This window comes from Sphingobium sp. S6, from assembly GCF_905120495.1.
GTDB classification, from domain to species: Bacteria; Pseudomonadota; Alphaproteobacteria; order Sphingomonadales; family Sphingomonadaceae; genus Sphingobium; species Sphingobium agri.
This window is the reverse complement of sequence record NZ_CAJHOG010000005.1, coordinates 68,430-92,225: the sequence shown is the minus strand read 5'-3', so window position 1 is coordinate 92,225 and position 23,796 is coordinate 68,430. Positions and strand designations below refer to the sequence as shown.

At 58.5% G+C, this 23,796-nt stretch carries 21 protein-coding genes; 11 read left to right on the top strand and 10 right to left on the bottom strand.

Annotated features, from left to right (window positions below):
• Window positions 1–288 precede the first annotated feature (288 nt).
• Together SPHS8_RS14965 and SPHS8_RS14960 are read right to left on the bottom strand one after the other, a co-directional pair.
• Entirely contained in the window at window positions 289–585 is a 297-nt protein-coding gene (locus SPHS8_RS14965) for a hypothetical protein (RefSeq protein ID WP_201516234.1), read from the bottom strand.
• An 80-nt stretch (window positions 586–665) separates the two neighbouring features.
• A complete protein-coding gene (locus SPHS8_RS14960; protein ID WP_201516233.1) occupies window positions 666–842 on the bottom strand; it encodes a family 1 glycosylhydrolase in 177 nt (58 codons plus the stop codon).
• Between the two features lie 272 nt (window positions 843–1,114).
• On the opposite strand from SPHS8_RS14960, the gene SPHS8_RS14955 reads away from it, so the two are divergent.
• From SPHS8_RS14955 to SPHS8_RS14940, 4 genes are all read left to right on the top strand, one after another.
• Window positions 1,115–3,718 carry a TonB-dependent siderophore receptor gene (locus SPHS8_RS14955; RefSeq protein WP_201516232.1) on the top strand — a complete coding sequence of 868 codons (2,604 nt, stop codon included), beginning with the start codon at window positions 1,115–1,117 and terminating at the stop codon, window positions 3,716–3,718.
• A 123-nt stretch (window positions 3,719–3,841) separates the two neighbouring features.
• Window positions 3,842–5,098, top strand: a complete 1,257-nt coding sequence (trxA, locus tag SPHS8_RS14950) for a thioredoxin (protein WP_201516231.1) — start codon at window positions 3,842–3,844, stop codon at window positions 5,096–5,098.
• An 87-nt stretch (window positions 5,099–5,185) separates the two neighbouring features.
• Window positions 5,186–6,943 (top strand): ABC transporter ATP-binding protein/permease, encoded by a 1,758-nt coding sequence (locus tag SPHS8_RS14945; protein ID WP_201516230.1) that lies wholly within the window; start codon window positions 5,186–5,188, stop codon window positions 6,941–6,943.
• A 38-nt stretch (window positions 6,944–6,981) separates the two neighbouring features.
• The gene (locus tag SPHS8_RS14940) at window positions 6,982–8,916 is read left to right on the top strand and encodes a S9 family peptidase (protein ID WP_201516229.1); all 1,935 of its coding nucleotides are present in this window, start codon (window positions 6,982–6,984) and stop codon (window positions 8,914–8,916) included.
• A 92-nt stretch (window positions 8,917–9,008) separates the two neighbouring features.
• On the opposite strand, the gene SPHS8_RS14935 is transcribed toward SPHS8_RS14940, so the two are convergent.
• On the bottom strand, window positions 9,009–10,037 hold the full coding sequence (locus tag SPHS8_RS14935) for a YeiH family protein (protein WP_201516228.1): 1,029 nt from the start codon (window positions 10,035–10,037) through the stop codon (window positions 9,009–9,011).
• Window positions 10,038–10,043: 6 nt separating this feature from the next.
• Window positions 10,044–10,295 carry a DUF6356 family protein gene (locus SPHS8_RS14930; RefSeq protein WP_201516227.1) on the bottom strand — a complete coding sequence of 84 codons (252 nt, stop codon included), beginning with the start codon at window positions 10,293–10,295 and terminating at the stop codon, window positions 10,044–10,046.
• A gap of 116 nt (window positions 10,296–10,411) precedes the next feature.
• Here SPHS8_RS14930 and SPHS8_RS14925 point away from each other — a divergent pair, with 116 nt between their 5' ends.
• The gene (locus SPHS8_RS14925; protein ID WP_443018589.1) at window positions 10,412–10,882 is read left to right on the top strand and encodes an Lrp/AsnC family transcriptional regulator; all 471 of its coding nucleotides are present in this window, start codon (window positions 10,412–10,414) and stop codon (window positions 10,880–10,882) included.
• Window positions 10,883–10,907: 25 nt separating this feature from the next.
• Here the strand turns inward: SPHS8_RS14925 and SPHS8_RS14920 are convergent, their stop codons facing one another.
• From SPHS8_RS14920 to exbB, 3 genes are read right to left on the bottom strand one after another with little or no spacing between them, the layout of a single operon-like run.
• Entirely contained in the window at window positions 10,908–11,717 is an 810-nt protein-coding gene (locus SPHS8_RS14920) for an energy transducer TonB family protein (RefSeq protein WP_201531063.1), read from the bottom strand.
• Window positions 11,692–12,114 (bottom strand): TonB system transport protein ExbD, encoded by a 423-nt coding sequence (gene exbD, locus SPHS8_RS14915; protein ID WP_201516225.1) that lies wholly within the window; start codon window positions 12,112–12,114, stop codon window positions 11,692–11,694. Before exbD ends, SPHS8_RS14920 begins: the two co-directional genes overlap by 26 nt.
• Window position 12,115: 1 nt before the next feature.
• Window positions 12,116–12,916 carry a tonB-system energizer ExbB gene (gene exbB / locus SPHS8_RS14910; RefSeq protein WP_201516224.1) on the bottom strand — a complete coding sequence of 267 codons (801 nt, stop codon included), beginning with the start codon at window positions 12,914–12,916 and terminating at the stop codon, window positions 12,116–12,118.
• 358 nt (window positions 12,917–13,274) lie between these two features.
• Here exbB and SPHS8_RS14905 point away from each other — a divergent pair, with 358 nt between their 5' ends.
• Together SPHS8_RS14905 and SPHS8_RS14900 are read left to right on the top strand one after the other, a co-directional pair.
• Window positions 13,275–13,808, top strand: a complete 534-nt coding sequence (locus SPHS8_RS14905; protein ID WP_268933205.1) for an RNA polymerase sigma factor — start codon at window positions 13,275–13,277, stop codon at window positions 13,806–13,808.
• Window positions 13,809–13,852: 44 nt separating this feature from the next.
• A complete protein-coding gene (locus SPHS8_RS14900) occupies window positions 13,853–14,806 on the top strand; it encodes a FecR family protein (protein WP_201516222.1) in 954 nt (317 codons plus the stop codon).
• A 154-nt stretch (window positions 14,807–14,960) separates the two neighbouring features.
• Here the strand turns inward: SPHS8_RS14900 and SPHS8_RS14895 are convergent, their stop codons facing one another.
• A complete protein-coding gene (locus SPHS8_RS14895) occupies window positions 14,961–15,980 on the bottom strand; it encodes a zinc-dependent alcohol dehydrogenase (protein ID WP_201516221.1) in 1,020 nt (339 codons plus the stop codon).
• 285 nt (window positions 15,981–16,265) lie between these two features.
• Window positions 16,266–16,931, bottom strand: coding sequence for a TetR/AcrR family transcriptional regulator (locus tag SPHS8_RS14890; protein ID WP_268933206.1), 666 nt, complete (start codon window positions 16,929–16,931; stop codon window positions 16,266–16,268).
• On the opposite strand from SPHS8_RS14890, the gene SPHS8_RS14885 reads away from it, so the two are divergent.
• Window positions 16,930–18,192: an amidohydrolase family protein gene (locus SPHS8_RS14885; protein ID WP_201516219.1), complete on the top strand. Its 1,263-nt coding sequence runs from the start codon at window positions 16,930–16,932 to the stop codon at window positions 18,190–18,192. The two genes, SPHS8_RS14890 and SPHS8_RS14885, sit on opposite strands and share 2 nt — an antisense overlap.
• An 80-nt stretch (window positions 18,193–18,272) precedes the next feature.
• Here the strand turns inward: SPHS8_RS14885 and SPHS8_RS14880 are convergent, their stop codons facing one another.
• The gene (locus SPHS8_RS14880) at window positions 18,273–19,028 is read right to left on the bottom strand and encodes a TetR/AcrR family transcriptional regulator C-terminal domain-containing protein (protein WP_201516218.1); all 756 of its coding nucleotides are present in this window, start codon (window positions 19,026–19,028) and stop codon (window positions 18,273–18,275) included.
• A 503-nt stretch (window positions 19,029–19,531) separates the two neighbouring features.
• On the opposite strand from SPHS8_RS14880, the gene SPHS8_RS14875 reads away from it, so the two are divergent.
• From SPHS8_RS14875 to SPHS8_RS14865, 3 genes are all read left to right on the top strand, one after another.
• Entirely contained in the window at window positions 19,532–19,945 is a 414-nt protein-coding gene (locus SPHS8_RS14875) for a VOC family protein (protein WP_201516217.1), read from the top strand.
• A 33-nt stretch (window positions 19,946–19,978) separates the two neighbouring features.
• Window positions 19,979–21,043: a hypothetical protein gene (locus SPHS8_RS14870; protein WP_201516216.1), complete on the top strand. Its 1,065-nt coding sequence runs from the start codon at window positions 19,979–19,981 to the stop codon at window positions 21,041–21,043.
• 180 nt (window positions 21,044–21,223) lie between these two features.
• On the top strand, window positions 21,224–23,734 hold the full coding sequence (locus SPHS8_RS14865) for a TonB-dependent receptor (RefSeq protein WP_201516215.1): 2,511 nt from the start codon (window positions 21,224–21,226) through the stop codon (window positions 23,732–23,734).
• The last annotated feature ends 62 nt before the right edge of the window (window positions 23,735–23,796 follow it).

Genomic DNA, 23,796 nt, shown 5'->3' with positions numbered 1-23,796 from the left:
AGTCCGCTTCCATGACGCGATAAGAGCGGCGACATGATAGCGTTTGGGATTGCCGCTGCCAATCGTGATCCACCGTCTTCATTGATGCCAGCTGCTTTAACCCCACGCGCGACAACGGCAATAGTTTGATTTTTGCATATGGTCCTTGGGTATGCACTTGGCGCGCCGTGAATTGGAAGCCGCGCTGCCCTCGCATCAATAGAGCAGCGTGATCTGATGAGCAGATTGAACCGCTTGTCCCCTGCGGTTTAGTCGGCGCAGGGGACGGGGTAATAACTTCCCTGCGTCTCAGTTTCCGTTGATCACCTTCGCTCGCTCGGCTGGCGTCAGGGCTTCGGCGTTGATATCGGACTCGTCGATCGCCTCTTCGCGCGCTTCCCCCGCCTCGCGGGTGGCGTCCGCCTTGGCCTGCATCATGTCCTCGGCGGTGCCGCTCATATTGTCTGCCATGGCGTCCATCTTGTCGGCCTTATTCTCTGCTGCTTCCTGCGCCTGTTCGCCCAACTTGTCGTCACCCTTGCCGCCGCACGCCGCAAGGGTCAGGCTCATGCCGATAATAGCTGCCAAGGTCGTTGTGCGCTTCATAATCTCACTCCCTCTGTTGAACCAGCTTAACGTCCAACAGCGGACTTGGCTCCGCGCCATCATCAGAGTCAGCAAAGTTCCTAATTCCAGTTTCGGCGCGCCATTCTCCCTAAATGCCGGGCACTCGGCTTTACAGTGCGCTTCTGGGTGTCTCTGTTCACTGCAATCAGGCCGAACTTCGGACGATAGCCAAAAAGCCATTCAAAATTATCGAGCAAAGACCAATGAATGTATCCGCGCAACGTCGAGCCTGTCATCGATGGCGGCTCTAAGGCCGCGTGATGCTGGTGGACGCGCGCTTCTCTTGACAACCGACGGAGAAGGCAGGTGTTCCCATGGGTGCAACCCAACCTTATCCAGGTGCGCCAGGTGCTCTCCGTCGAACGACCGAACTTCTGGATCGCCCAGATTGCTGTACGTCGAAATGAGCAGCGATTTATCGAACCAGCAATTTTGGCGGCCTACCGTTTGCGGGTCGGGGGACGGCGAGACGTTTCCTCCGTGTAGCAGTTGCGAGACGAGGGGGAATATGAACTTTTTCAAAAGAATGTGCCTGGGCACTGTAGTCAGCAGCTTGGCTCTTGGCACCGGCATTCTGCCGGCTGGGGCGCAGGCGCAACAAACGGCGGCTACTGGCGTGGAGTTGAACATTCCCCCCGGCCCGGTCAACCGAGCGGCCATCGCTTTTTCGCAGGCGGCGGGCGTGCAGTTGATCCTTGATTCCAGCGTCGCGAACGGCGTTTCCTCGCCAGGTGTGCGCGGCCGTTATCCAGTCGCCGACGGCTTGGCCCGCTTGCTTGCGGGCACGGGCCTGACATTCCGTTACAGCAGCAGCAATGTGATCGTGATCGAGCGTGCACCCGAAGCGTCTACATCTGGCGCTCGCACATTCGATCGCGTGCTGGTCGAAGGAACGCGTGAGACGGGAAATGGTGCAGGCGGGGGTGCCTTCGCTGCGCTTGACGGCTTTGGTTCCGGTGCTGGGGCTAGCGGCAGTTCGGACGTGACGGCGACCGAAGGTACGAGGAGCCTGACAAGCAACGGTGTCACGGTCGGCGGCCGTACCCCCGTAGCGCTCAAGGATATTCCCCAGTCGGCGAGCGTCGTCACGTCGGCGCGGCTTCAGCAACAGAATATCACCAATGTTCAGGACGCCTTGCAGCAAATGCCAGGTATCACTGTGCAAACCGTGCAGACTGGCCAGCAGAGGTATCTGTCGCGCGGCTTCATCGTGGATTCCTTTGCAACCGATGGTGGGGCCGTCAGCACTTTCCTGCGCGATGCTCCGGCACCCGACATGGCGCAATTTGACCATGTCGAAGTTCTGCGCGGCGCCGATGCCTTGTTCGGTGGCGCGGGCAACCCCAGCGGCACCGTAAACCTTGTGCGGAAACGTCCGCTGGATCATCAGCAGTTTTCATTCGAGCTGCAGGGCGGTTCGTGGAACAATTACCGGGGGGTGATCGACGCTAACGGACTGCTGACTGAAGATGGCCGCGTTCGCCAGCGTTTTGTCCTGTCCTATCAGGACAAGGAGGCTTTCTACGATTTCGAGCAATCCAGCACCATCAACCTTTATGGTGTCACCGAAGCGGACCTCGGCCCGCGCACGCTGGTGCGCGTGGGCGGCTCTTACCAATATCGTGATATTCAGGGACCGATCAATTTCGGCTTGCCGTTCGGCAATGACGGAAAAGATCTGCAACTTCGCCGATCCTTCTCCTTGAGTTCGCCTGATGATTACCAGAACTCACATACTTACGGCGCGTTCGGACAGATCGATCATCAGTTTTCCGACCGCTGGTCCGTGGTCGTGAAAAGCGAGTGGCAGAAATATACGCGAGATGCGAGGCAGATCGCATTTTCAAACAACGTCGCATCGACCCAAGTAAATCTGCCCGTCAGACATCTGGCCACCGCAGCGATGCTCGAAAATGAGCTTACGAGCTTCAACGCGTCGGCGGCGCTTTCCGGTCAATTTGATCTTTTCGGGCAAACCCAAAAGGTAACGCTGGGCGCCGACTATCTCAAGACCAGGCAAAAGAATACGGCCGATCAGGCGAACGTTTTCTACACCTTTCCGCTCGCCCAATATGATCCCGATCTGATTGTGTTTCCCTCCACGCTTCCCGACGGGTCGATCCGCACGCAAGAGGCGCGGCAAATCGGCGTCTATGGCAAGCTCGATCTTAAACCGCTGTCCTTCTGGCATCTCAGCCTTGGCGCCCGCTTGAACTGGTTCGAACTGGATTCTACCAATTTCGTTCGATTTGGAACGTTCACCAGCACTATCGTGGCGCCGACCAACAAGGTGAACGCCCATCTCAGTCCCGGTGTCTCAACCTCCTTCGACATCACCGAAAATCTGAGCCTCTATGGAAGCTGGTTCCAGATTTTCACGCCGCAGGCGACCTTTATCACTGCCGAAGGTGACACATTGCCGCCTGTTACCGGCGACACCTATGAGGTTGGGGTCAAGGGCAGCTTCATGGACGGGAAGATCAATGCATCGCTCAGCTTTTACAAGCAGATGAGCGAAAACAGGGCCGTTCAGACAGGCTTTGGATCTATCCGTCCTGGGTATAGCTGCTGCTATGTCAATGGCGGGCAGTATCAGAACAAGGGGATCGATTTCGAAGTGGGCGGGGAGGTGCTGAAGAACCTTCAGGTCCAATTATCCTACAATTATGTGAAGGAGGATTTCGACCGGGACGTCGCTAATACGGCTGGCGGTGCATTTGTTACGCAGCAGCCGAAGCACCAGATCAAGTTGTGGAGCGACTATGATGCCGGATCGTTGCTGAAGGGGCTCCACCTCGGCTTGGGCTTCCGCCTCGAAAGCTCGCGATATACCGTCGGAACAGCCTGTATAAACGGCGACTTCGACACAAATTCGGGCCTCTGCAAGAGGGATAATTTGACCGTCCCGTTCACGCCGTTCAACTTCACGCAGCCCGAATATCACATCTTCGATGCGCGCATAGGATATGACATCACGGACGCATTGTCGGCCTCGTTGAACGTCACGAATATCAATGACGCGAAATATTATCGCACCATCGGCAGCAACAGGCTTGGCAACTTCTACGGAGAACCGCGCGCCTTCATGCTCGCCTTGCGCGGGCGGCTGTAAAGCCGCGCATATCCGCCGGTGATTTGGCTTCGGTCCACACCGGCGGTGATTTGACTGAAATGAACGGCGCATCGCCGTGTCCTGCCGGACGGCGACGCCCGGCAAGAAAATGGAGCATTGACCTTGATCGACACCGACGAAAGCAGTTTTGACCAGAATGTCCAAGGCGAAGTGCCCGTGCTGGTCGATTTCTGGGCGCCGTGGTGTGGGCCTTGCCGCGCGTTGCTGCCTCATATCGAGAAGATCGAAGAGGAATATGGCGACCGGCTGAAGATCGTGAAGGTGAATATCGAAGACTGGCCCGCCATTTCGGCACGGTTCAATGTTCGCAGCATACCGACCCTGATCCTGTTCTCGAACGGTGAGGAACAGGGGCGGGTGACCGGTCCGACGCCGGGGCGCCTCAAAGTGTCGGTCGAGCAATGGTTCAGTGAACTCGGGCTGGATGCACAGGGCACTGCGGCGCTCTCCGAGGTCGACGCGCCGAAGCAAAAATCGCAGGAGTGGCGTAGTTTTTCCGGTGATGAGGCTGTGAAGGCTGCGTGCCTATCTCGCTGGGAGAATGCCAAGGTTCCTTCGATATCCAATGCGCCCGCTCTCATATTGCCGGGAGACGGGGCTGACTTCCAGGATGTCGTTGGCGTTCCGGCCGCCTTGGGCGCGATCCTGGACATGATGTGGATACTGCAGGATTCGAGCGATCCGTCGACCCTCGATCTTGTGCACCAGCAGATCACCCATGTGGTGCGGGCCATTCCGGTAGGTGTCGATACCGGCAGCGTGCCCTTCGCGTTTCTGTATGACTTCGTCTATAATTCACAGTGGAACATCCCCCATTATCTGAATGACGAGACGGCCGTCGATTTGCTGGCACAGGTGCGGGCATTGCATGATCGGGAACGTGCGGATCAGGCAGTCCCCGAAGCGGAGTGGGAAAGGCTTCAGCGCGAAGCCATTTTGCTGGATCAAGCCGATGACGGCGGGCGTGCCTCTCAAGCCCTTGAGGAATTGGCCCATCCGCTCTGCCAGCAGCCCGCCATGCTGATCAGCAAGGTCGTAGATATGGCTATCCGGGACTTTGACGTTTATCCCGATTGGAGCCGGGAAGATGGTGCCCTGATCGTAACGGCGAACCGGGACGATTTTGACGCCGTCAGGGAAAAGCTGGGCGACAGGCCCAAGAATCCCGCCGAAACAGAGCGCTGGTCCAATTTGGTCGATGAGCAAATGCGGCAGGCAAGGCAGAACAGGCGTCTTGCCGAGCCCGAACTATGGAGACGCTACGACGCCTGGCTGGTCTTCCGCATGAAGGTTCGATTGAACATCGTCCGGCATATCGCGGACGATCTGATCAGCCGCCTTTCTTTGCTCGGTAAATAAGCGCTTTTCGGAATTTCCCGGAAAAATCGAGTTCTAATCCTCTGTCTTATACCTTCGTTCCAGTTCCGCCGTCGAAAGGCCTGTTTCATGCTTCCCGCCCAAACGCTCCGCGATCGCAGAGACTACCGGATCGACGGACGGTTCCTGCGGCGCATGTTCGTATTTTCGCGCCCCTACTGGACTCGCAAGGGTGCGTGGCCTTCTTGGTGCGCGCTCGGCGTCTGGATCGCCTTCGCCTTTGGCGAAACCGCCTTGGGCGCGAAGCTTTCGTTTCTGACCAAACAGATGAGTGACGCGCTCATTCAGCGGCAGGAGGTCGCCTATTGGCAATATTTCCTGTTGCTGGCACTGGTTGGACTTTTGATTAGCCGCCCGCCGGATGTCGGCCTGCTGAATCATCTGTTCAACTATCTGTTCGAGCGGCTCGTTCTGCACTGGCGCACTTGGACTACGCGCGATCTCGTAGGCCGATTCCTCGGTAACCGGGTCTATTACCGGATCGAGCAGGATGCCGATCTCGATAACGTCGATCAGCGCATGCAGGCGGAAGTCGGCCAGTTGTGCCGTATGATCACGTTACTGCCCAATGTCATATTCGGATCCTTGTCAGGACTGAGCGTCCAAGGCTGGATCCTCTATAGCATCACGCCCGTCCTGTTCTTTGGCGTTCTGATCTACGGCGTCACGATGACGGTGGTCATCTTCCTGATCTATCGCCCCTTTATCCGGCTCAGCTTCGATTCTACGGTGGCGGAGGCCGACCTGCGTTTCGGCATGTTGCACGTCCGCATCAACGCGGAAACGGTGGCCTTGTACCGCGGCGAGATGGCGGAGGCGGCCAGCATCGACAATCGCCTGATGCGCGCCATCAGGATCGGGATCGCGCAGGCACGCTATCAGGTGGTGATGGGCGGCATTAAAGCTGGGCTCGGCGCGGTCTGGCTGGCGCTGCCGGCCATGATCCTGGTGCCGATGTATTTCGACAATCAAATCAGCTTCGGCACCATCGCACAAGCGACGGCTTCGGCGGCCCTGCTGCTGAACAATTTCAAGACCATCACTGATTTCGTGCCGGTATTCGCCAACAGCGCGCCGCACGTTGTGCGCCTTGTCGAGATCATGGAGAAGGCGGACGCCGTCGCCAAAAACACGACCGATAGCAGCCGATCGATCCGCTTCAGCCATGACGACAATATCCGCATCGACAAGCTGACCCTACAGACGCCGGGTAAGGAGCGCACGCTGCTGCGCGATTTGACGATGACGATCCAGGGCGGCGAGAATGTCCTGATCGTCGGCCGGACCGGCGTCGGCAAGAGTTCGCTGCTGCGCGCGCTCGCGGGGCTTTGGCGCGAAGGGAAGGGCGAGATCGGCATGCCGTCCCCTGACGAGATGCTGTTCCTGCCCCAACGGCCCTACATGCTGCTCGGAAGCCTGCGCGAGCAGTTGCTCTACCCCAACACGGATCGGGTCATGCCCGAGGCGCAATTGCAGGAACTGCTGGAAAAGGTGTCCCTTCCAAATCTGGCGGCGATGCATGGCGGCTTCGACAGCGTGATCGACTGGGCGCGCGTGCTGTCGCTGGGAGAGCAGCAGCGGATCGGCTTTGCCCGGGCGCTTGCGGCCGCGCCGCGCTATGTCGTGCTGGATGAAGCGACGAGCGCGGTGGATGGGGGAACCGAGCGGCAACTATACGAGGCGCTGGCGCAAAGTGGTGCGACCTATCTCAGCGTCGGACATCGCGCCACATTGCTCGCCTATCACAGCCGGGTCCTCCAGCTGCTGCCGGGCGGCGACACCGTCCAGAGGAAAAGCGATCCGGCTGATCATGTAGAACTCGCCTGACCCGACGCATCTTTTTCACTTTCTCCCAAGGACCTGTCATGCCCCTTTCCGACACCGCGCTCATTCCCCGTGCGGACCTTTTCGGCAATCCAGAACGCGGCGGGTGCCAGATCAGCCCTTGTGGCCGGTGGCTTGCCTTCTCCGCGCCTCGCGATGGCGTCATGAACCTGTGGGTATGCGAGCGCGGCGCTGATCTTGCAGAAGCGCGGCCGATCACGGCCGATCGCGGGCGCGGAGTCACGGAATTCTTCTGGGCTCATGATGGGGTCCATCTGATGTTCATGCAGGACAGCAATGGGGACGAGAATGTCCACCTGTTCGCTGTCCCGGCAGCAGGTGGAGAGACGCGCGACATGACGCCCTTTCCCGGCGTGCGCGCTTCGACGTTCCCGGCGGAACGGAAGCATCCCGGAACTTTGCTGGTGATGCTCAACCAGCGCGATCCGCGCTATCCCGACATCTTCCGCCTGGACCTGGCGAGCGGCGAATTGACGCTGGTGCTGGAAAATAGCGGCTTCGGCGGCTTCGTCATCAATGACGATTACCGGCCAGTCCTGGGCATGCAGCCGCAGCCTGATGGTGGCATGGCGCTGGTCAAGCTGGAGGGCGACAAACGTGAAACCTGGCGCATCATCGACGAATGCGATGTCACCAACACGCGTCCCGCCAGCCTGCATGCGGATGGCAGGACGCTCTACATGCTGGATAGCCGGGGCCGGGATACGGCCGCGGTGGTCAGCTATGACCTGTTGGGCGATCCGGACAAGGGCACGGTGATCGCAGAACATCCACGCGCCGACATCAGCGGCGTGTGGACCGATCTTGAAAGCCATGCGCCGATCGCCTGGACCGCGACGTTCGAGCGGCGGGAGGTCCATCTGCTCGGCGATCAGATCAGGGCCGATGTCGAGTTTCTGGACAGCCAGGATTTAGGCGAATGGTCGGTCGCCAGCCGGACTTCGGATGACCGGATATGGACCTTGCGGGTTGCGACCGACGTCAATCCGCCCAGCATGTACCTCTACGAACGGGACGGCATGGTGCTGACCAAGCTCTATGACATGCTGCCTAAGCTCGCTGGGGCGCCGCTGGCCCATATGCACGCCCTGACGATCACCAGCCGCGACGGGTTGCCGCTCGTCAGCTATCTGACGCTGCCGCGCCATGCCGAGGTGCCAGGCCAGCCGCTGGCCAGTTCAGAGCCATTGCCGCTCGTCCTGCTCGTCCATGGCGGACCGCGCATGCGTGACGCCTGGGGCTTCAACGTCACGCATCAGTGGCTCGCAAACCGCGGATATGCGGTACTCGCGGTCAACTTCCGTGCTTCAACCGGCTTCGGCAAGTCGTTTCTGACTGCGGGCGATGGCGAATGGGGCGGCAAGATGGATGACGATCTGGTCGATGCTGTCAGCTGGGCCGTCGAGCAGGGCATCGCTGACCGTAACCGGCTATGCATCATGGGGGGCAGCTATGGTGGATATGCGACCTTGTGGGGTTTGACCGCCCATCCTGATCTCTATGCTTGCGGCGTCGATATCGTCGGGCCGTCCAACCTGGAGACGCTGGCGGGATCGATCCCGCCCTATTGGGAAGCGGCGAAGAACCAGCTTTACCGGATGATCGGCCATGCCGAGACGACCGAAGGCCGTGCGCTTATGCGCGAACGTTCACCCGTCCACCGCGCAGGCCGCATCGCCAGGCCGCTCCTGATCGGGCAAGGCGCCAATGATCCCCGCGTCAAGCAGGCGGAAAGCGATCAGATGGTTGCCGCGATGAAGGCCAACGGGGTGCCAGTGACGTACGTCCTTTATCCGGACGAAGGGCACGGGTTCCGCCGGCCTGCGAACAACATCCGTTTCCAGGCTATTACCGAAGAATTTCTGGCGCAGAACCTGGGTGGACGCAGCGAACCGCTCGCTCCGGGAGAGGTCGATGGCAATACGGCGGTCATTGTCGAAAATTCATTGACCTGAAATCACCACCGCCGCTTGCAGCCTCCTCAAGCTGCAAGCGGCGGCTTCCATTGTCTGCAGCCTCCTCAAGTCGCAGACAACGGCTTCGGTCGTCAGCCGATCAGCAGCAGCGCCACGGCTAACGACAACATGAAGGCCACCACCGTCGCCGCGACGATGACCATGAGGGGTTTGACGCCCGCCTCCATCAGCTTGGGAAGCGGCGATCGAATTGCGGTCGCAGTGACGGCAGCAGCCAGTAGCGCGGTTGCCGCCTTGGCTGAAAGCACCGACATGGCAGACGGGATGATGCCGGTCGAATTGACGGCTGCGAGCAGGAAGAAGCCGGCGACGAACCAGGGGAAGGGCGTTCCTCCACCAGATGCGCCTTCCCGCCGCACGATCAGCGGCACAATGGCGAGGACGGGGGCGAGCAGGGCCACGCGCGTCAATTTGACGATTGCCGCAATCTGTCCCGCGCCGTCGGAATAGGCATAGCCAGCGCCAAGCGCCTGCGCCACGTCATGGATGGAAGCTCCGAGCAGGAAGCCCGCATTTATATCAGGCAGATGCAAAAAATGAGCGGCGATGGGATAAAGCACCATCGCGCCCGCGCTCATGGCGGATATGCCGACGAGCACCAGCGTGAGTTGCGCATCATTCACGCGCTTGGGCCCCAATGTGGTGGCGAGCGCCATGGCGGCGCTGCCCCCGCAGATGGCGACCGATCCGCCAGCCAGGATGCCGAATGGCGTGTCATATCCCGCCAGCCGGGCAGCGAATATGCCCGCAGCAATGGTGATTGCGACGATTGCCGCGATGGAAACAAGCGCGACCGGGCCCAGTCCCGCGATTTCTCCCATGGTGACGCGGGTGCCTGCCAGGACGATGCCCCAGCGCAGCAGCGACCGGGCGGCGAAGTTCAATCCAGGCTGCAGTCGGACGTCACTGGATAGGAAGTTGAGCGACAGTCCGAGCAGCAAGGCCATCAGGGTCAGCGGCGCGCCATAATGATCCGCCATGAATCCGGCCGCAAGCGTTCCCAGCGCGACGATGACAAGCCCCGGTGCAAAATCCCTTCCGCGGGATCGCTTGAGGGGTGGCACATCGCAATAAAGGTCAGCGCCAATCATGGCCCGCATGACGATTTATTCCGCGCTGCTGGGGACCAGCGGCCCCTTTTCGCGAATGCTGTTGCGGCGCTTCAGGACCATCGCGTCATGAAGCCGTTCGACCATGTCACTGCCGGTGGTGATGAACAGGCCCGGAATGACGGCGTGCACCATGCAGGCAAGGCCAGCTGTCACCATGGAGAAGCCGAAGCGCGATGCCATCACGAAATGTTCGCCATAGGTCTCGTTTACGGCCGCAGGATGTTCTGTGAACAGCTTCTGGATCATGGGCTTACCCCCAATTTTTCGATAAGGCGATCCTACTCCCCTACCTGGGGAAATGATTTTCTATTTTTCGAAAATAACGGAATAGGGTAGTAAATCATGCCAGGGAAATGCTGAACATGGAGAATATCATTCTCGACCACACTGACCGCAAAATTCTGAACCTGCTTCAGCAGGATGCAACACTCACCGTTGCGCAGATGGCCGATCAGGTGGGACTATCGCAGACGCCATGCTGGAAACGGATCAAGCGATTTGAGCGCGACGGGCTGATCAAGGGGCGCGTGACGCTGCTCGACCGTCATCAGCTGGGCCTTGGCGTCATCGTGATCGTTACGGTGAAGACCGCCGATCATAGCGACCAATGGCTGCAGACATTTGCGGAAGGCGTATCCCTCATCCCCGAAGTGGTCGAATTCTTCAGGATGAGCGGCGATATCGATTATCTGTTGAAGATCGTCGTGCGTGACATCAGAGATTATGACCGCATCTATCGTAAACTGACCAAGATCGCGAAGTTGAGCGACGTCAGTTCGTCCTTCGCGATGCAGGAAATCAAATCGACGACGGTCCTGCCGCTTCCATCGTGAAGCGGCAGGACTGTCATTTGCCCGGCTATCTGGCGGTTGCGACCTTATATTCGACCGGCACCACGAAATCGATCCGGTCGCCTGCTTCGCTAGAGGGAGGAGCGGGCAGGGGCGACGCGCGGCGCGCCAAATCCAGCGTTGCACGGTCGAGGAGGGGATTCTTGCGGCTTCGTTCGATCGAAGCGTCCAGCACCTTGCCGGAGCGGTCGATCGTCAGGTGCAGATAGACGATATCCTCGATGCCCCGCCGCTGGGCTTCGCCAGGATATCTCTTCTTGCGGTCCAGCGTCGCCACCACCATCGCTTCCCACCGCTTTTCGGCCGAGGCAAAGCCTTGCGCGGCTGCCCCCTTGACCGGAGCCGCCATCGCAGGGGCAGGCGGGGCGATCGGAACCGGCGGAGCGCTGGCCCTGTCGGACTCCTGCTTCTTGCGCGGAGCATCGTCCTGAATTGTTGGCCGCGGCGTCACCTTCTTCTGCGGCGGGGTGACCACAGGTGCGGAGGCGGTGGGAACCTCGGGTATGTCGAGCGGCTCCTTTTCAGGCACCGGTTCATCCACCGCCTTTGATCGCTCCGCCTCGGGACCGGGCGGAATCGGAGAGGGCGGCTGCGGCATCGCCATTGGGTCAGGCGCCATGGTCAGCGCAATCGCTGGCGGCAATGTGGAAGGAGGCGGGGGGGTGTTGACGATGCCGACCGCAAGACCTGCCACTACCAGCGCGTGAGCGCCGATAGAGATCATCAGGCCGCGTGACCAGCGCTGTCCGTCCCCTGCCGTCATCCGCCCGCTTTCCGGCAGCGCCTGGGGTTCAATCCGCTCCGCTGCTGACGGCAACGAGCGAGACCTTGTAATATCCTGTGTCGCGAAGGGCATTGAGCAGACCCATCAAATGTTCGTAATCCACAGCCTTATCGGCACGCAGGAAAATCTGCGTTTCGCGATTTCCCTTGGTCTCCGCCAGCAAAGCGTCCCCAATCTTCTGGCGATCGACCTTCCTGTCACCGATGGATACAGCGAAATCCGATTGCAATGTCACATAGACGGGCTTCGATTCGGGTTGTTTCTGCTGGGCGTTTGATACCGGCAGATTGACCGGCACGTCCACCGTGCTGAGCGGCACCGTAACCATGAAGATCACCAGCAGCACCAGCATGACGTCGATGAAAGGGGTGACGTTGATTTCGTGCGTTTCGGCAAGGCCGTCATCCGCATGTGCGATATGGATGGCCATGTTAGACCTCCATGCCCAGCGACCCGGCCTTGTCGGAGGTGGGATTGCGATGCAGCTCGATTTCAGGCGAACGGCCGTGCCGCCGCTCTGATTCATGCTCCAGAACACAGGCCACCATCACCGCCGCTTCCGACAGCATCCGGCGATATCCCGCGATCGATCGTGACAGCGTGTTGTAGATCAGCACCGCCGGAATGGCGGCCGCAAGGCCCAGGGCCGTTGCGAACAGAGCCTCGGCAATGCCGGGCGCGACCACGGCGAGGCTTGTCGAATTGCTCTGTGCGATGCCCAGGAAGCTGTGCATGATCCCCCACACGGTGCCTGCGAGGCCGACGAACGGCGCGGTTGCGCCGATGGACGCGAGAACGTTCGTGCCCTGCAGCATGTGGTGAATGGCCCTCGCTTCGATGATGGGGAAGCGGACGCCGACGCGTTCCTCTACGCCGCGAATCGCGCGGAACGACGGTGAATTGCCGATGCCGTCCAGTTCCGACCGGACCATCTCCACCATTTCCTTGATGGCAGGGTAATGGACGGTCGCAGCTCCATCGAGCGACGTGGCGCGCGATAGAAGGTCCACGTCATTCTTCAACGCGACCTTGGCAGCGCGGAGCTGACCATGTTTGACGAACCAGATTGCCCAGGTTGCAATGGACGCGATCACAAGGATCGCCATCACGCCCTTCACCACCGGATCGGCATGAGCGATGATCTCGAATAGCTGATTATTGGACGTGCTGACCGTAACTCCGCCGACCGGTTGCGCCCAGGCAGGCGAAACGAGCGCAAGACTGATCGCCATGCCCCATGCCCCTGCGAATATGGATCTGCCTTGTGGATATCGCGTCATCTTGAAAACCCATCATCCTATTGCCGCTCTCAGGAAGGAAACGACCCGCGATGGGCCTTCCCGCAAAGCAGGTAGCAAGAAAGTTTTGGGCGTTCGAACCAGGGTAGCTTCGCGCAAACTGCGCATGCGCAGGCCGCGCCGATATAATACGCACTTGACGGCCCCGATGATAAAGGAAATGTTCGCCTTCTTGTCAGATTGCGCCGTCCTGCGGGAGAGAAGGCAGGCGTCAGGTCGCGGGGCGGGTCATGTCTTGTATCACATCGCGTAATGTAGCCAGTTTGTTTCAATTTTGCGTCGGCCGGGCACGATGAGGCGGTTGTTCACCGCAAGAAAGCCGTTGACCGTCCAGCAGCTGGCAGACCTCTTCAGTCATATGCAACCCGATTTACAGGCGGTTGGCGTGAGGCGGACGGGGAACCCTGAAACAGCGGCCGACCTGGTCCACGAAGTCTTTTTGAAATTGCAGTCGATCCGCACGCCCCTCTACAGCGACGGCGAGGCACGCGCCTATATCTACAGGATGATGCAGAATTTGGCGATCGACCATGTGCGAACCGAAAGCCGGCGGTCTGCGATAATCGACGGAGCGCAAATCCTGTTCGAGGATGCGGTCATGTCGCCGGAGGCCATAGCGATCTCGCGAGATCAACTGCGTCGGATCGATCGTGCGCTCGGCGACCTGCCACCCAAATGCCGGGAAGCGTTCGTGATGACCCGCGTCACCAACCTGACGCACAAGGAAATTGCCGAACGGCTGGGCGTTTCGGTCAGCCTGATAGAAAAATATCAGCTTCGCGCTTTGCGCCACTGTCGCGATTTTCTTGCTAACGATCTGCAATAGTTGTTTTATAATAATGTGTAGGGTAGCTCTTCATCAATCCAAATGTGAGCGATTATGACATGATGCGGCTGGTGCATTCCTCCTCTGCCCGGTCAGACGACAACGCCGACGAACAAGCCCTGAACTGGGTCGTGCTCCTGACGTCAGGCCGTTTGACGGAAGAAGATGTCGCCGCGTTTCGGCGCTGGCGGGACCGTTCTTCCGGCAATAGAGAAGCGCTGGCGAAGGCGCGCGAAGCTTGGCGGCTGACGGGCGAAGCTCTGCCGCGTCTACGCCGCCGGGATTCATTCCGGCAATTCTGCCGCAGCCGCCTGACGCTGGCAATCGCGGCCTCCCTGGCGCTTACCATCGGGCTCAGCTATCAATATCAACATAGCTGGCAATATGATTATGTGAGCGGCGTCGGCGAACGTCGCCCGGTGACGTTGGCGGACGGCAGTGAACTGATGCTGGGCGCGGATACCGCGCTGAAGGTCGACTTTTCGCAGGGCCAACGCCGGATCACCCTTGGGCGCGGGCAAATCATGCTGCAAGTCGTCCATGACGATGCGCGGCCGATGATCGTGTCGGCCGGTGCCGCAAATTACAGGGATGTCGGCACCATTTTCGGGGTCACCCGTGATAATGCGGCTTCCCAGATGGTAGTGGCGGAAGGCCTGGTCGAGGCGCAGGGCCGCAATCGCCGGGTTACTCTGGGGCAGGGCTGGTCTGCCTCTGTCGATGGACAAGGCTTCGTTCGCACGCGGCGGGTTGAGCCGACGCAGGAGCTTGCCTGGGCGAAGGGCCGGATGATCTTCAATGATCGTCCGCTGCGCGATATCGTTGGGGCGTTACGGCCATATTATCGCGGCCGGGTGTTCTTGCTTGATGCCACCGCTGCCAATCAGCGTTTGAGTGCGGTCGTCCAACTTGACAGTATTGACCTCTGGCTCACTGGCTTGAGCAAGACCAATCTCGTCAAAGTGAATTCAATCGGCAAGTTCCACCTGATAAGCTGACAAGCCTGCAAGTGCATTGGCGCGCTGTTCGCTCGGACATTCCGGTTCCGGCATGCCCTTTGACAGGTTCGGCACGGATCAGCCTTCAGCGGGAAACTGATCGCGGCGACAATGCCGCATAGCCATGCTTTGTCGAAGTACATCCCCGCAGAGATCAGGGTTTGATGAGCACCTTGCACTGGTCTGTTGGCTTTCGCAGCGCTTCGAATGCGGCAGGAAGCTCGTCCAGGCTGACGGTCGACGTGTGCAACGGCCGGGGTTCGACCTCTCCCCGGGCGAGCGCGTCGATGACGGCGGCGAAGTCGCTTTCCGTATAAGCCTGGCTGAACCGGATCGTCACTTCCTTGCCCATGGCAACGATCGGCGCGAAGCTGTCCTCCTGGAAGACGACGCCCGCGACGACGACACAGCCGCGTACCGCCACCAGGTCCACCGCTTGCCGGATCATGCCCGGCAATCCGACGCATTCGAAGACGACAGCGGGACGCGCCTCGCCAGTGGTCTTGCGAAACGCTTCCAGCACGTCCTCTTGAGCCGGATCGATGACGGCGGTCGCGCCTACTTCCAGAACACGATCCCGGCGGACGTCCGACATCTCGCTGACCACGACGTGCCGCGCGCCGGCATGGCGCGCGAAAAGCGTGACAGCTGCGCCGATGGGGCCGCCACCGAGCACCAGAACCGATGCGCCGCGTGGCAGTTCGGCCATTCCGACAATGTGGTGACCGACAGCCAGCGGCTCGACCATGGCGCCTTCCGCGAAGCTCACGCCGTCGGGCAGCCGCTGCAACATCGAGCCGCGTGCCGCGACATATTGCGCGTAGGCGCCTTGAGCAGTGAGAAAGCAGCCCGTAAACAGATTCTGGCTGCACAGTGCAGGAAGACCCTGGTCGCATGTGTCGCAGCTGTTGCAAGCGTTGAGCGGCAGCGCTGTCACGCGATCTCCAGGACGCCAGCCTTTAACTGCTGATCCGACGGCAGAAATCGTGCCAGCAAATTCATGGCCCAGAATGAGCCCAGCAGGCGTATGCGCGCCTTCGGTCATGTGGAGGTCTGATCCGCAGATACCGGCATTTTCCACCGTTAGAATGACCTGATCGGGCGCGGGGGTGGGATCGTCCACCGTCTGGATCGATAATGGCTTGCCCACGCCTTCGAAAATAGCAGCTCGCACGATGATCCTCTCCTGCCACCGGTCACGTCCGGAGGCTTGTTGGCCGACTATAGATAAGCGTCGGCATTATGGCGCATGTAACGGCCCGTTACGCCATATGCAACGCAACGCAGGATAAGCCGTCGCGATCAGCGTGCCGTCGGCTGGTCAAAGCTCGCAAATAGCTTGAGCAGGAAGTCCAGATTCTGCGGAATCTGCCGGGTCGATAGTTGGACTTTTGACATGGGCGGAAATCCTATTCCAGCCAATCACTGCCTGCACCACGTAAAACTTCGGTAGTTTGCATCAGACATCCCTTTGTTCCGTCAGGCCGTTCCGAAGGATACCTAGGGAAAGAATCTCTGCCGACGATTGCAGAAAACCCCGGCTGGCAACGGCGTCCGGCACGCGGCCATCCGCATAAGCATCGCTTATTTCCCCGATAACATTGCGGACGTGCATGCGTGCCGCCACGAACAATCTTCTATCATCGGGCGTTTCCGGAAACTGCGCCTCCAAATAGTGGACCAGCGGCATAACCTGGTCGCGGACAACCTCCTCCCGCATCATCCGCTCCAGGTCCGGTACGCGTTCTTTCTCTTTCTGCATCAGCCGCAGAAAAGCTGCTGTACGCGGGGCTGAATAATGGTCGAACAAGGCTTCGCCATATCGGACGAGTGCTGGGACTAGCGGCATGTCGGGTGGCAGGCTCAGCGCGGCCTTGGTACCCTCTGACGATAGCCACTCCAATACCGCCAGGAACAAGGATATCTTGTCGGGATAGCTGGCGTAGAGCGTCCTTTTTGAAACGTTGGCTGCGCTGGCGATCGTGTCCATCGTCACCGCAAGGCCATTCTCAATGAACAGCCCCATGGCCGTTTCAAGCAGCTTATGGTGACGGTGTTCCAGATCCTGCCGTCTGGGCCGACCACGGAGTGACGGATCATTCCTTATCGATGACGCACGAGCCATGGGCAGGTCCTCGCAGAAACCGTCCAAACTGCAAGCCTGTTTACATGAAAACGAAATCGTACCATTATCGAAAGATAGGAGAGGAACGACAGATATGCGAATCATCGACGTCGACAGCCATTTCAACGAACCAGCGGACTGGTTCGCGCAAGCCAATCCCAGCCTCGCCGCCAAGCTGCCTAAGATGACGGTAGCCGAACAGCTGCTCGACATCGTCGTCGGAGACCTTTTCTCCTCCGTGCCGCCAGCCTTGCGTCCGGATCCGTTGAAATTGATCCCGCCCTATGTGCTCGACGCCTATGAGAAATCACTGGCTGGCGGTGAGCCGCCGCAAATCGCGGTGGATGCGGGTGCCTTCGCCCCAGAGGCGTGGCAGCCCGCGCCGCGTATTGCATGGATGGACAAGCGCGGCATCGAAAAGCAGATCTTGTTGCCCTCCAACGGATATCATCCTTATCGGCACGCCATGCGCAACGATCCATCCTTGGCTCTTCCGGCGCTGGATACGTACAATCGTTGGGCATTGGAGCAGATGCACGGTTACACCGACCGCCTGATCCCGGCCGTGGTAGTTGATCTGATCGACGTGGAATGGTCGATTGCGCAGGTTATCTCGGGCCGTGAAAGAGGATCGCGCGCCGTATTCGTCAAAGCCGATCCCCATGGTGGAAAAGCGCTCAATCACCCGGACTTCGAACCTTTCTGGGCTACATGTGAGGATCTTGGCGTGGCGATCCTTTTTCATGTTGGCGGCGGCCGCGCGGCCATGCATCCCGGCTGGGCAAATAATGGCGGGGACCTGAGCTCTTTCTACAGGCTCGCCAATTTGTCCCGGCGTCTTGTGCCGCAACTCGCGGTTGCGGCAATGATCTTTGGCGGTGTGCTAGACCGCTATCCCAATCTTGCTGTCATCGTGTCGGAACTTGGGATCGACTGGTTACCCGATTTCCTGGAAACAATAGATAGGGAAGCCGATAACAGCCGCCCGCGAATGCTCAGCTTCGCACCTTACAGCCTGCCGCTCAAACCCAGTGAATATGTCCAGCGACAGGTACGCGTGTCGGTTGTGCACCAGCAGGACGTGTTACGCCCGACGATTGATCGCGTCCCTGAGGGTATTATCGTCTTTTCATCCGACTTTCCTCATGTCGAAGGACATCAGGAAGCAGTGGCGCTGTATGACGCACAGATGGAAGGGATGAGCCAATCGGCACGAGAGAGCTTCTTTGGAAGATCTGCCGCGGAACTGTTGAAATTATAGCCGAATCCCGGAACGCGTTCCGCTATATGGTCCGCGTGTCCTAGCAAGGGAAACTTCCGTTAATCAATTCCCTGCTTCGCTCAAAGTGATGGCATGTCTGATGTCGGATATTCTTTGAAAGGTCGTTGAGAATCTCTGTCGCGAAGCGCCAAGGCTTGGCGGGCGACCGTGACGCCGTGTAACAGGATATATAACCCATATTCCCAATTGGTTTCCGTCACCTCACGGCCGAAGACATCGATAAACTGCCGCAGCAACACTGCCTCGTCAGGCGAACGGCTCAAAACAGATTTCTTTATAATGTTAGAACGTGAACGCCCTTCCCTGCGAAGCGTCCGGTCCCGCTTCGATGCAGCGGCCGCGCCAATGACAAGGTGAGCAACGATCCGGCGAAGCTGGAGCGCTTCCTCCCCGGTAAATCCGCGTTTGGTCATCGCCTGCAGCCATGACTCGCCGGAGTCGACTTCCAGGGTCGGCGATTGGACGCCATTGATCCAGGTTTCGAGCAGCTCCCCATCCATGGTGAGCACTTCGTACAAGGCCCGGGCGTCTTCGAGGATCCAACTGCACCAGTGCTGGCCATTATCTTCTGGATTACGAAGCCGGCGGGACGCCTTGGCGGAGGCGATCCGGACCAATTCGTCGCGGTCCTTGACATAGCCATATAATACCGCCTTCGCGACACCCAGCTTTTCTGCAACGGCGGCCATCGTCAATTGGTGCAATCCGACGGCTAAGGCGGCGTCGATCACCTGGCCAAGTTCCAGTTTACGGGGGCGCCCCCTTGGCAATGCCTTCACCGCCTCTTTGGCCTTCAAGCCAGTATCCTTGGTCATAATCCGGGTGTTTCGCGCCATATGGTTGCTTATCTTCCGATAGCATAGTTGGCTCTGCCGCCAACGCATCATCATTACCGATATTTATCGACCATGTGGTCGAAAAAGGTTGCTTCCCGAGTAACCGGGATATATTCACGGATCAAGCTACGCGAACCCTCCTTCAAGAAATCGCGAGCTGGGAGAGGTTGGCGATGGCGGACCCGGAAATATGTGAAGCAGACCGGTTAAGTTCGACGCGAGTATGCGCGTCCGGCTTCTTTCAAGCCGTGCTGATCCTCTGCTGCACAGCTACTGAAAAGCCGGGTTCCCTGCTGCTCCTGACCCTATTCCGGTTCAATGGGTCAACGCCGTCTGCGTTGATTGCGATGGCTGATTAGAACCATGCCGATCTCCCAGATGCGCTTGTTGCCGGAGAGATTGCGTCGCCTTCACCTCTCTAATCGACGTGCCGCAGCATCAACGATGCGCAGCGTAAACATGATGTTTAAGGAACGATCCATATGACGGAATCACGTAAAGCAAGCTTTGCATTCACAAAGCTGATTGTCGACGACGAAGAAGCTCAAGCCGAATATTATCATCAGGTATACGGCCTCAATAAGCTTCATCGCGTCCAGAATGGCGATAGTGGCGCGGGTGGCTCGATACGCGAAGTCATCATGGGCCCAGGAGACACTATGTCTTCGGAGTCTTTGGTTATGTTCAAGTTTATCGATCGTCCGGTCCCGCGCGACCAGGAAGTCATTTTGGGCTTTATTACCGATGACCTGGATGCGCTTGCCTCGCGGGTTTTGGCGCATGGCGGCAAGCATAACGGCCCCATCAAATCAATGCCGGAACATGGCGTGCGCGTACTCTTCACCACCGATCCAGAAGGGCGGCTGAGTGAAAATGTCGAGCTGCTGGCAAAGTGAACATGTCAAACGTCCAACACTGAGGAGCCTGCCATGAATGCACCTTTTGTCATTCGTCCCGTCGCAGAGCCGCGCATCGTGGATGGCGTCTATACGGAGGATCAGCATGCCCGGATGATGGATGTTATCCGCCGTGAAGGGCCATGGAAGCTTGTGCTTGCACAGCATTTCAAGTCGGTCGAGGAACTGATCGCCACTGGCTCTGGATCAATGCCGGAGGGTGTGACGCCTACCTTGGACATGTTCGTCTCGCCACATTTTCGCGGCTATTTCGCCCAGCACGGCGTGTGCCAGTTCGAGGAACTTGAGGACATGTTCTATAACAGCGGCAATATGGCGCGCGTCCGTTCCTACTGGAATGCGAAATATGCGGCGCCGGAGTCCATGAACTTCATTATCCAGGGTGCTGCGCATATGTCCGATCCGGCTCACCTTGATGCGACCGAGTTTCGCGGCATCACCCATCGCAACACGCCCATTTGGCTCATGAACACCATGACGAAATCTGGCTTGTTTCAGAAGTGGCTGGTGAAGAAAGCGCAGATCGTGTCTTGGTTCTACCGCGGCACTATTGGTGGCGGCTTCACTTACTGGCCCGACGGCCCACAGGCCGCGCCCAAGCGAATTGCGGCGCCTATGTGGAACAGAGGCGTCGTCGTACAGAATGAAATGATGTTCCATCGCGGCGAAGCATGCGGCCCGCTGCACCGGCGCAAGCCCGAGGGGCTTGCATTCGAGTCCGTGATTTCAGCCGACCCAGAGGTCGCCGATGGTTGGCGGATCAAGACGGGCGACCGCGTGATCGATCGCATTTCCGCCGACGAGGTGCGGTTGATGGTTCACTGGGGCGCTAATGTCTATGCCGACATGGACGAGATGAAGATGATCCTTGAACATAAGGATGATCTTACACATGAGCAGGTGCTGGACATGTTCTGCGCGGATCTGCGCAAACGGGGCGTGAGCTTCGGGATGCCGTCCGACTTCCTGCACGATCGTGACTTCATCCGTGTGCTTACCGGGACCTACGACATGGGACGCCCGAGCATCTATCCGCGTGAAGCGCCTGGTCCTCATGAGGAGCAGATCGCCGCGTAAACTTGCGGCTACAAAGGCTCACAGTGCTCATGATCGAATTGAATATTTTCGGATGTCCGGAAAAATCAATCTTTCAATGAACCGCAAATCAATACTCTGCTCTTTTATAAAGAGCGGCCTCATAGGGGCCGACATACAATAATAATACCAAAAAAATCAGATCAATTTGAGGGAGAGTGTATGAGAAGGGTAAGGAACAACTTCGATGTCTCGTTATTGGCAGGCGCGGCATTTCTAGGTGCAATCGTGCCAGCTCAGGCACAGACGGGAGCGTCGGATGCGGCTGCGCAAACGACGCAGATCAGCGATATCATCGTCACGGCGCAACGTCGCGAAGAGCGCGCGCAGGACGTGCCGATCGTCATCAGCGCCTTCTCGCCAGAACGAATCCGCGAACTGAATATCACCGAGCCGCAAAAGCTCTATGGCAACGTTCCTTCGTTGGTCGTCGGCACCCAGGGACAGGCGAGCCGAGACGTGCAGAGCTTCTCCATCCGCGGGCAATCAACAGGCTTTCTCGCGCTACCGTCAGTTGCGACCTACTTTAACGAAGTACCACTCATCGCTTCGATCAGTCTCAGCCTTCAAGGAGGCCCGGGCCAGTTCGTCGACCTTGAGAATGTTCAGGTTCTTTCTGGCCCTCAGGGCACTTTGTTTGGCCGGAACACGACTGGCGGCGCGGTTCTGCTATCCGCGCACAAGCCGTCCACCGATCGGGTGGAAGGCTATGTGCAGGGATCCTATGGCAATTATGACCTTGTGAACATCGAGGGCGCGCTCAACGTCCCGCTGATCGAGGACAAGCTCGCCGTTCGAGTGGCTGGCGCCTATTATGACCGCACCGGCTATACCCAGGACATCGTCTGGGACAAGGATCGCGATAACCAGCATTGGTATACCGGCCGGGTCAGCATTTTGGCGACCCCGACTGAGCAACTGACCAATAATCTGATGATCTATGGTTCGAGATCGCGGAACAACGGCGCTGGCTATATCAATCGTGGTTTTCGGATCGGATCTTTGGTTACAGGAAACTGCGCAACGCCGGCCTGTGCGGCGATCTATAACCGACAGACGGAGATCTCTCAGCAGATCGGTCCACGCAAGACCCGCAATGATGCTGACAGCTACAGCAATATTGACGCCTGGGGCGTGATCAACACGACAGATTTGGAACTGAGTGAGGAACTCACACTCCGTAACATCATAAGCTATCAGAAGCTTAAATCTGATTACGGCAATGACAATGATGGTACGCCGTTGCAGGCATATCAAATCTCGCAGAGTGCGAACTTCCCGGACTTCCCCGTCGCTGGGCTGACTGATGAATTCGGTATACCCGTCAATGGATATAACAATGCGGTGAATCTTACGGGGCCGCGCGACCATCTGAAACAGTTTACCGAAGAACTGCAGTTGCAGGGGAGAGCGCTCGATAACCATCTCACCTATGCGATCGGCGGCTTTTATATAGACACGAAGCCAGCGTCGGTGTGGCAGAGCGCAGCTGTCCAGTTCTGCTCACCGGATAATACCGGCAACCCGGTCACTTGTGCGGGCACTCGTTCCCTGAGCGGGGTTACCAACAAGTCGCGGGCCTTGTACGCCCAGGGAACGTTAGACTTCGGGGCATTTTCTCCTTCGCTCGAAAATCTGCGATTGACTGCAGGTTATCGTTATACCTGGGATACGGTGAAGGGGTTCAATACTTCATGGTCGCCGCGGGCCGACGGCACCGTGATTTGTTCTGTGTTGGGGCCGATCCCGCGCCCCAGCCCCGCGGATTGTCGCTTTGACGCGACTCTGAAGACTAAGGCTCCGACATGGACCATTGGCCTCGATTACAAGCCAATCGATGGCTTGATGGTCTATGGCAAGGTAACGCGCGGGTACAAGGCAGGCGGATTCAATTCGGTGGCTGTAAACTCCGAATTCCGGACATTCGATCCTGAAAAGCTCACCAGCTATGAAGCTGGTTTCAAGTCCGACTGGAGCATTGGCTCAGTGCCGGGTCGTCTGAACGTCACCTATTTCTATTCCGACTATAAGAATATCCAACGCCCGGGTTCCGACTTCAATCGGACCACCTTTGCAGGCGGCGCCAAGATTTTGTCGGCGACTGCCACGATCCAGGGTGTTGAGGCAGAAGCATCAATCCGCCCGTTTGAGGGACTGGAGATTGGAGGCACGTTCAGCCACACCGACGCCGACTACAAAAAATATCAGTTCACCTCGCTCGGTGCGGATCGCACCTGCCTCCCAGGCGGCGGCTTTGCAGTCGTTCCCTTCGGCGGCACCGTCGATGCGAGCTGTATACCGTTCCAGTTCGTGACGCCTTACATCTACAATATCCGCGCCACGGCGAAGCTGCCGATGGGCGAGGACATGGGCGAACTGTCCTACCTCATCAGCTATTCCCACTTTTCCAAGCAGCATACGTCGCCCACTGGCGACCCGTCTTTCGAACCGGGATCGACGCTGGAGCCGTATGGTCTGTTGAACATGTCACTCGATTGGCGGAATATCCGCCAGACGGGCCTGGACGCGAGCCTGTTCGTCACCAATGCGACGAACAAATTATATCGCGTTGCAAATGCCAATAGCTATAACGGCCTCGGCATCTTCGCGTCGCTTTACGGCGAACCGCGTATGTATGGAATCAGGCTGCGTTACAGCTTCGGCAACAACTAAATAGAATTTGAAAGATCGACGGACGCTCACACCGTGAGCGTCCGTTTCTTGCGTAACTGTTT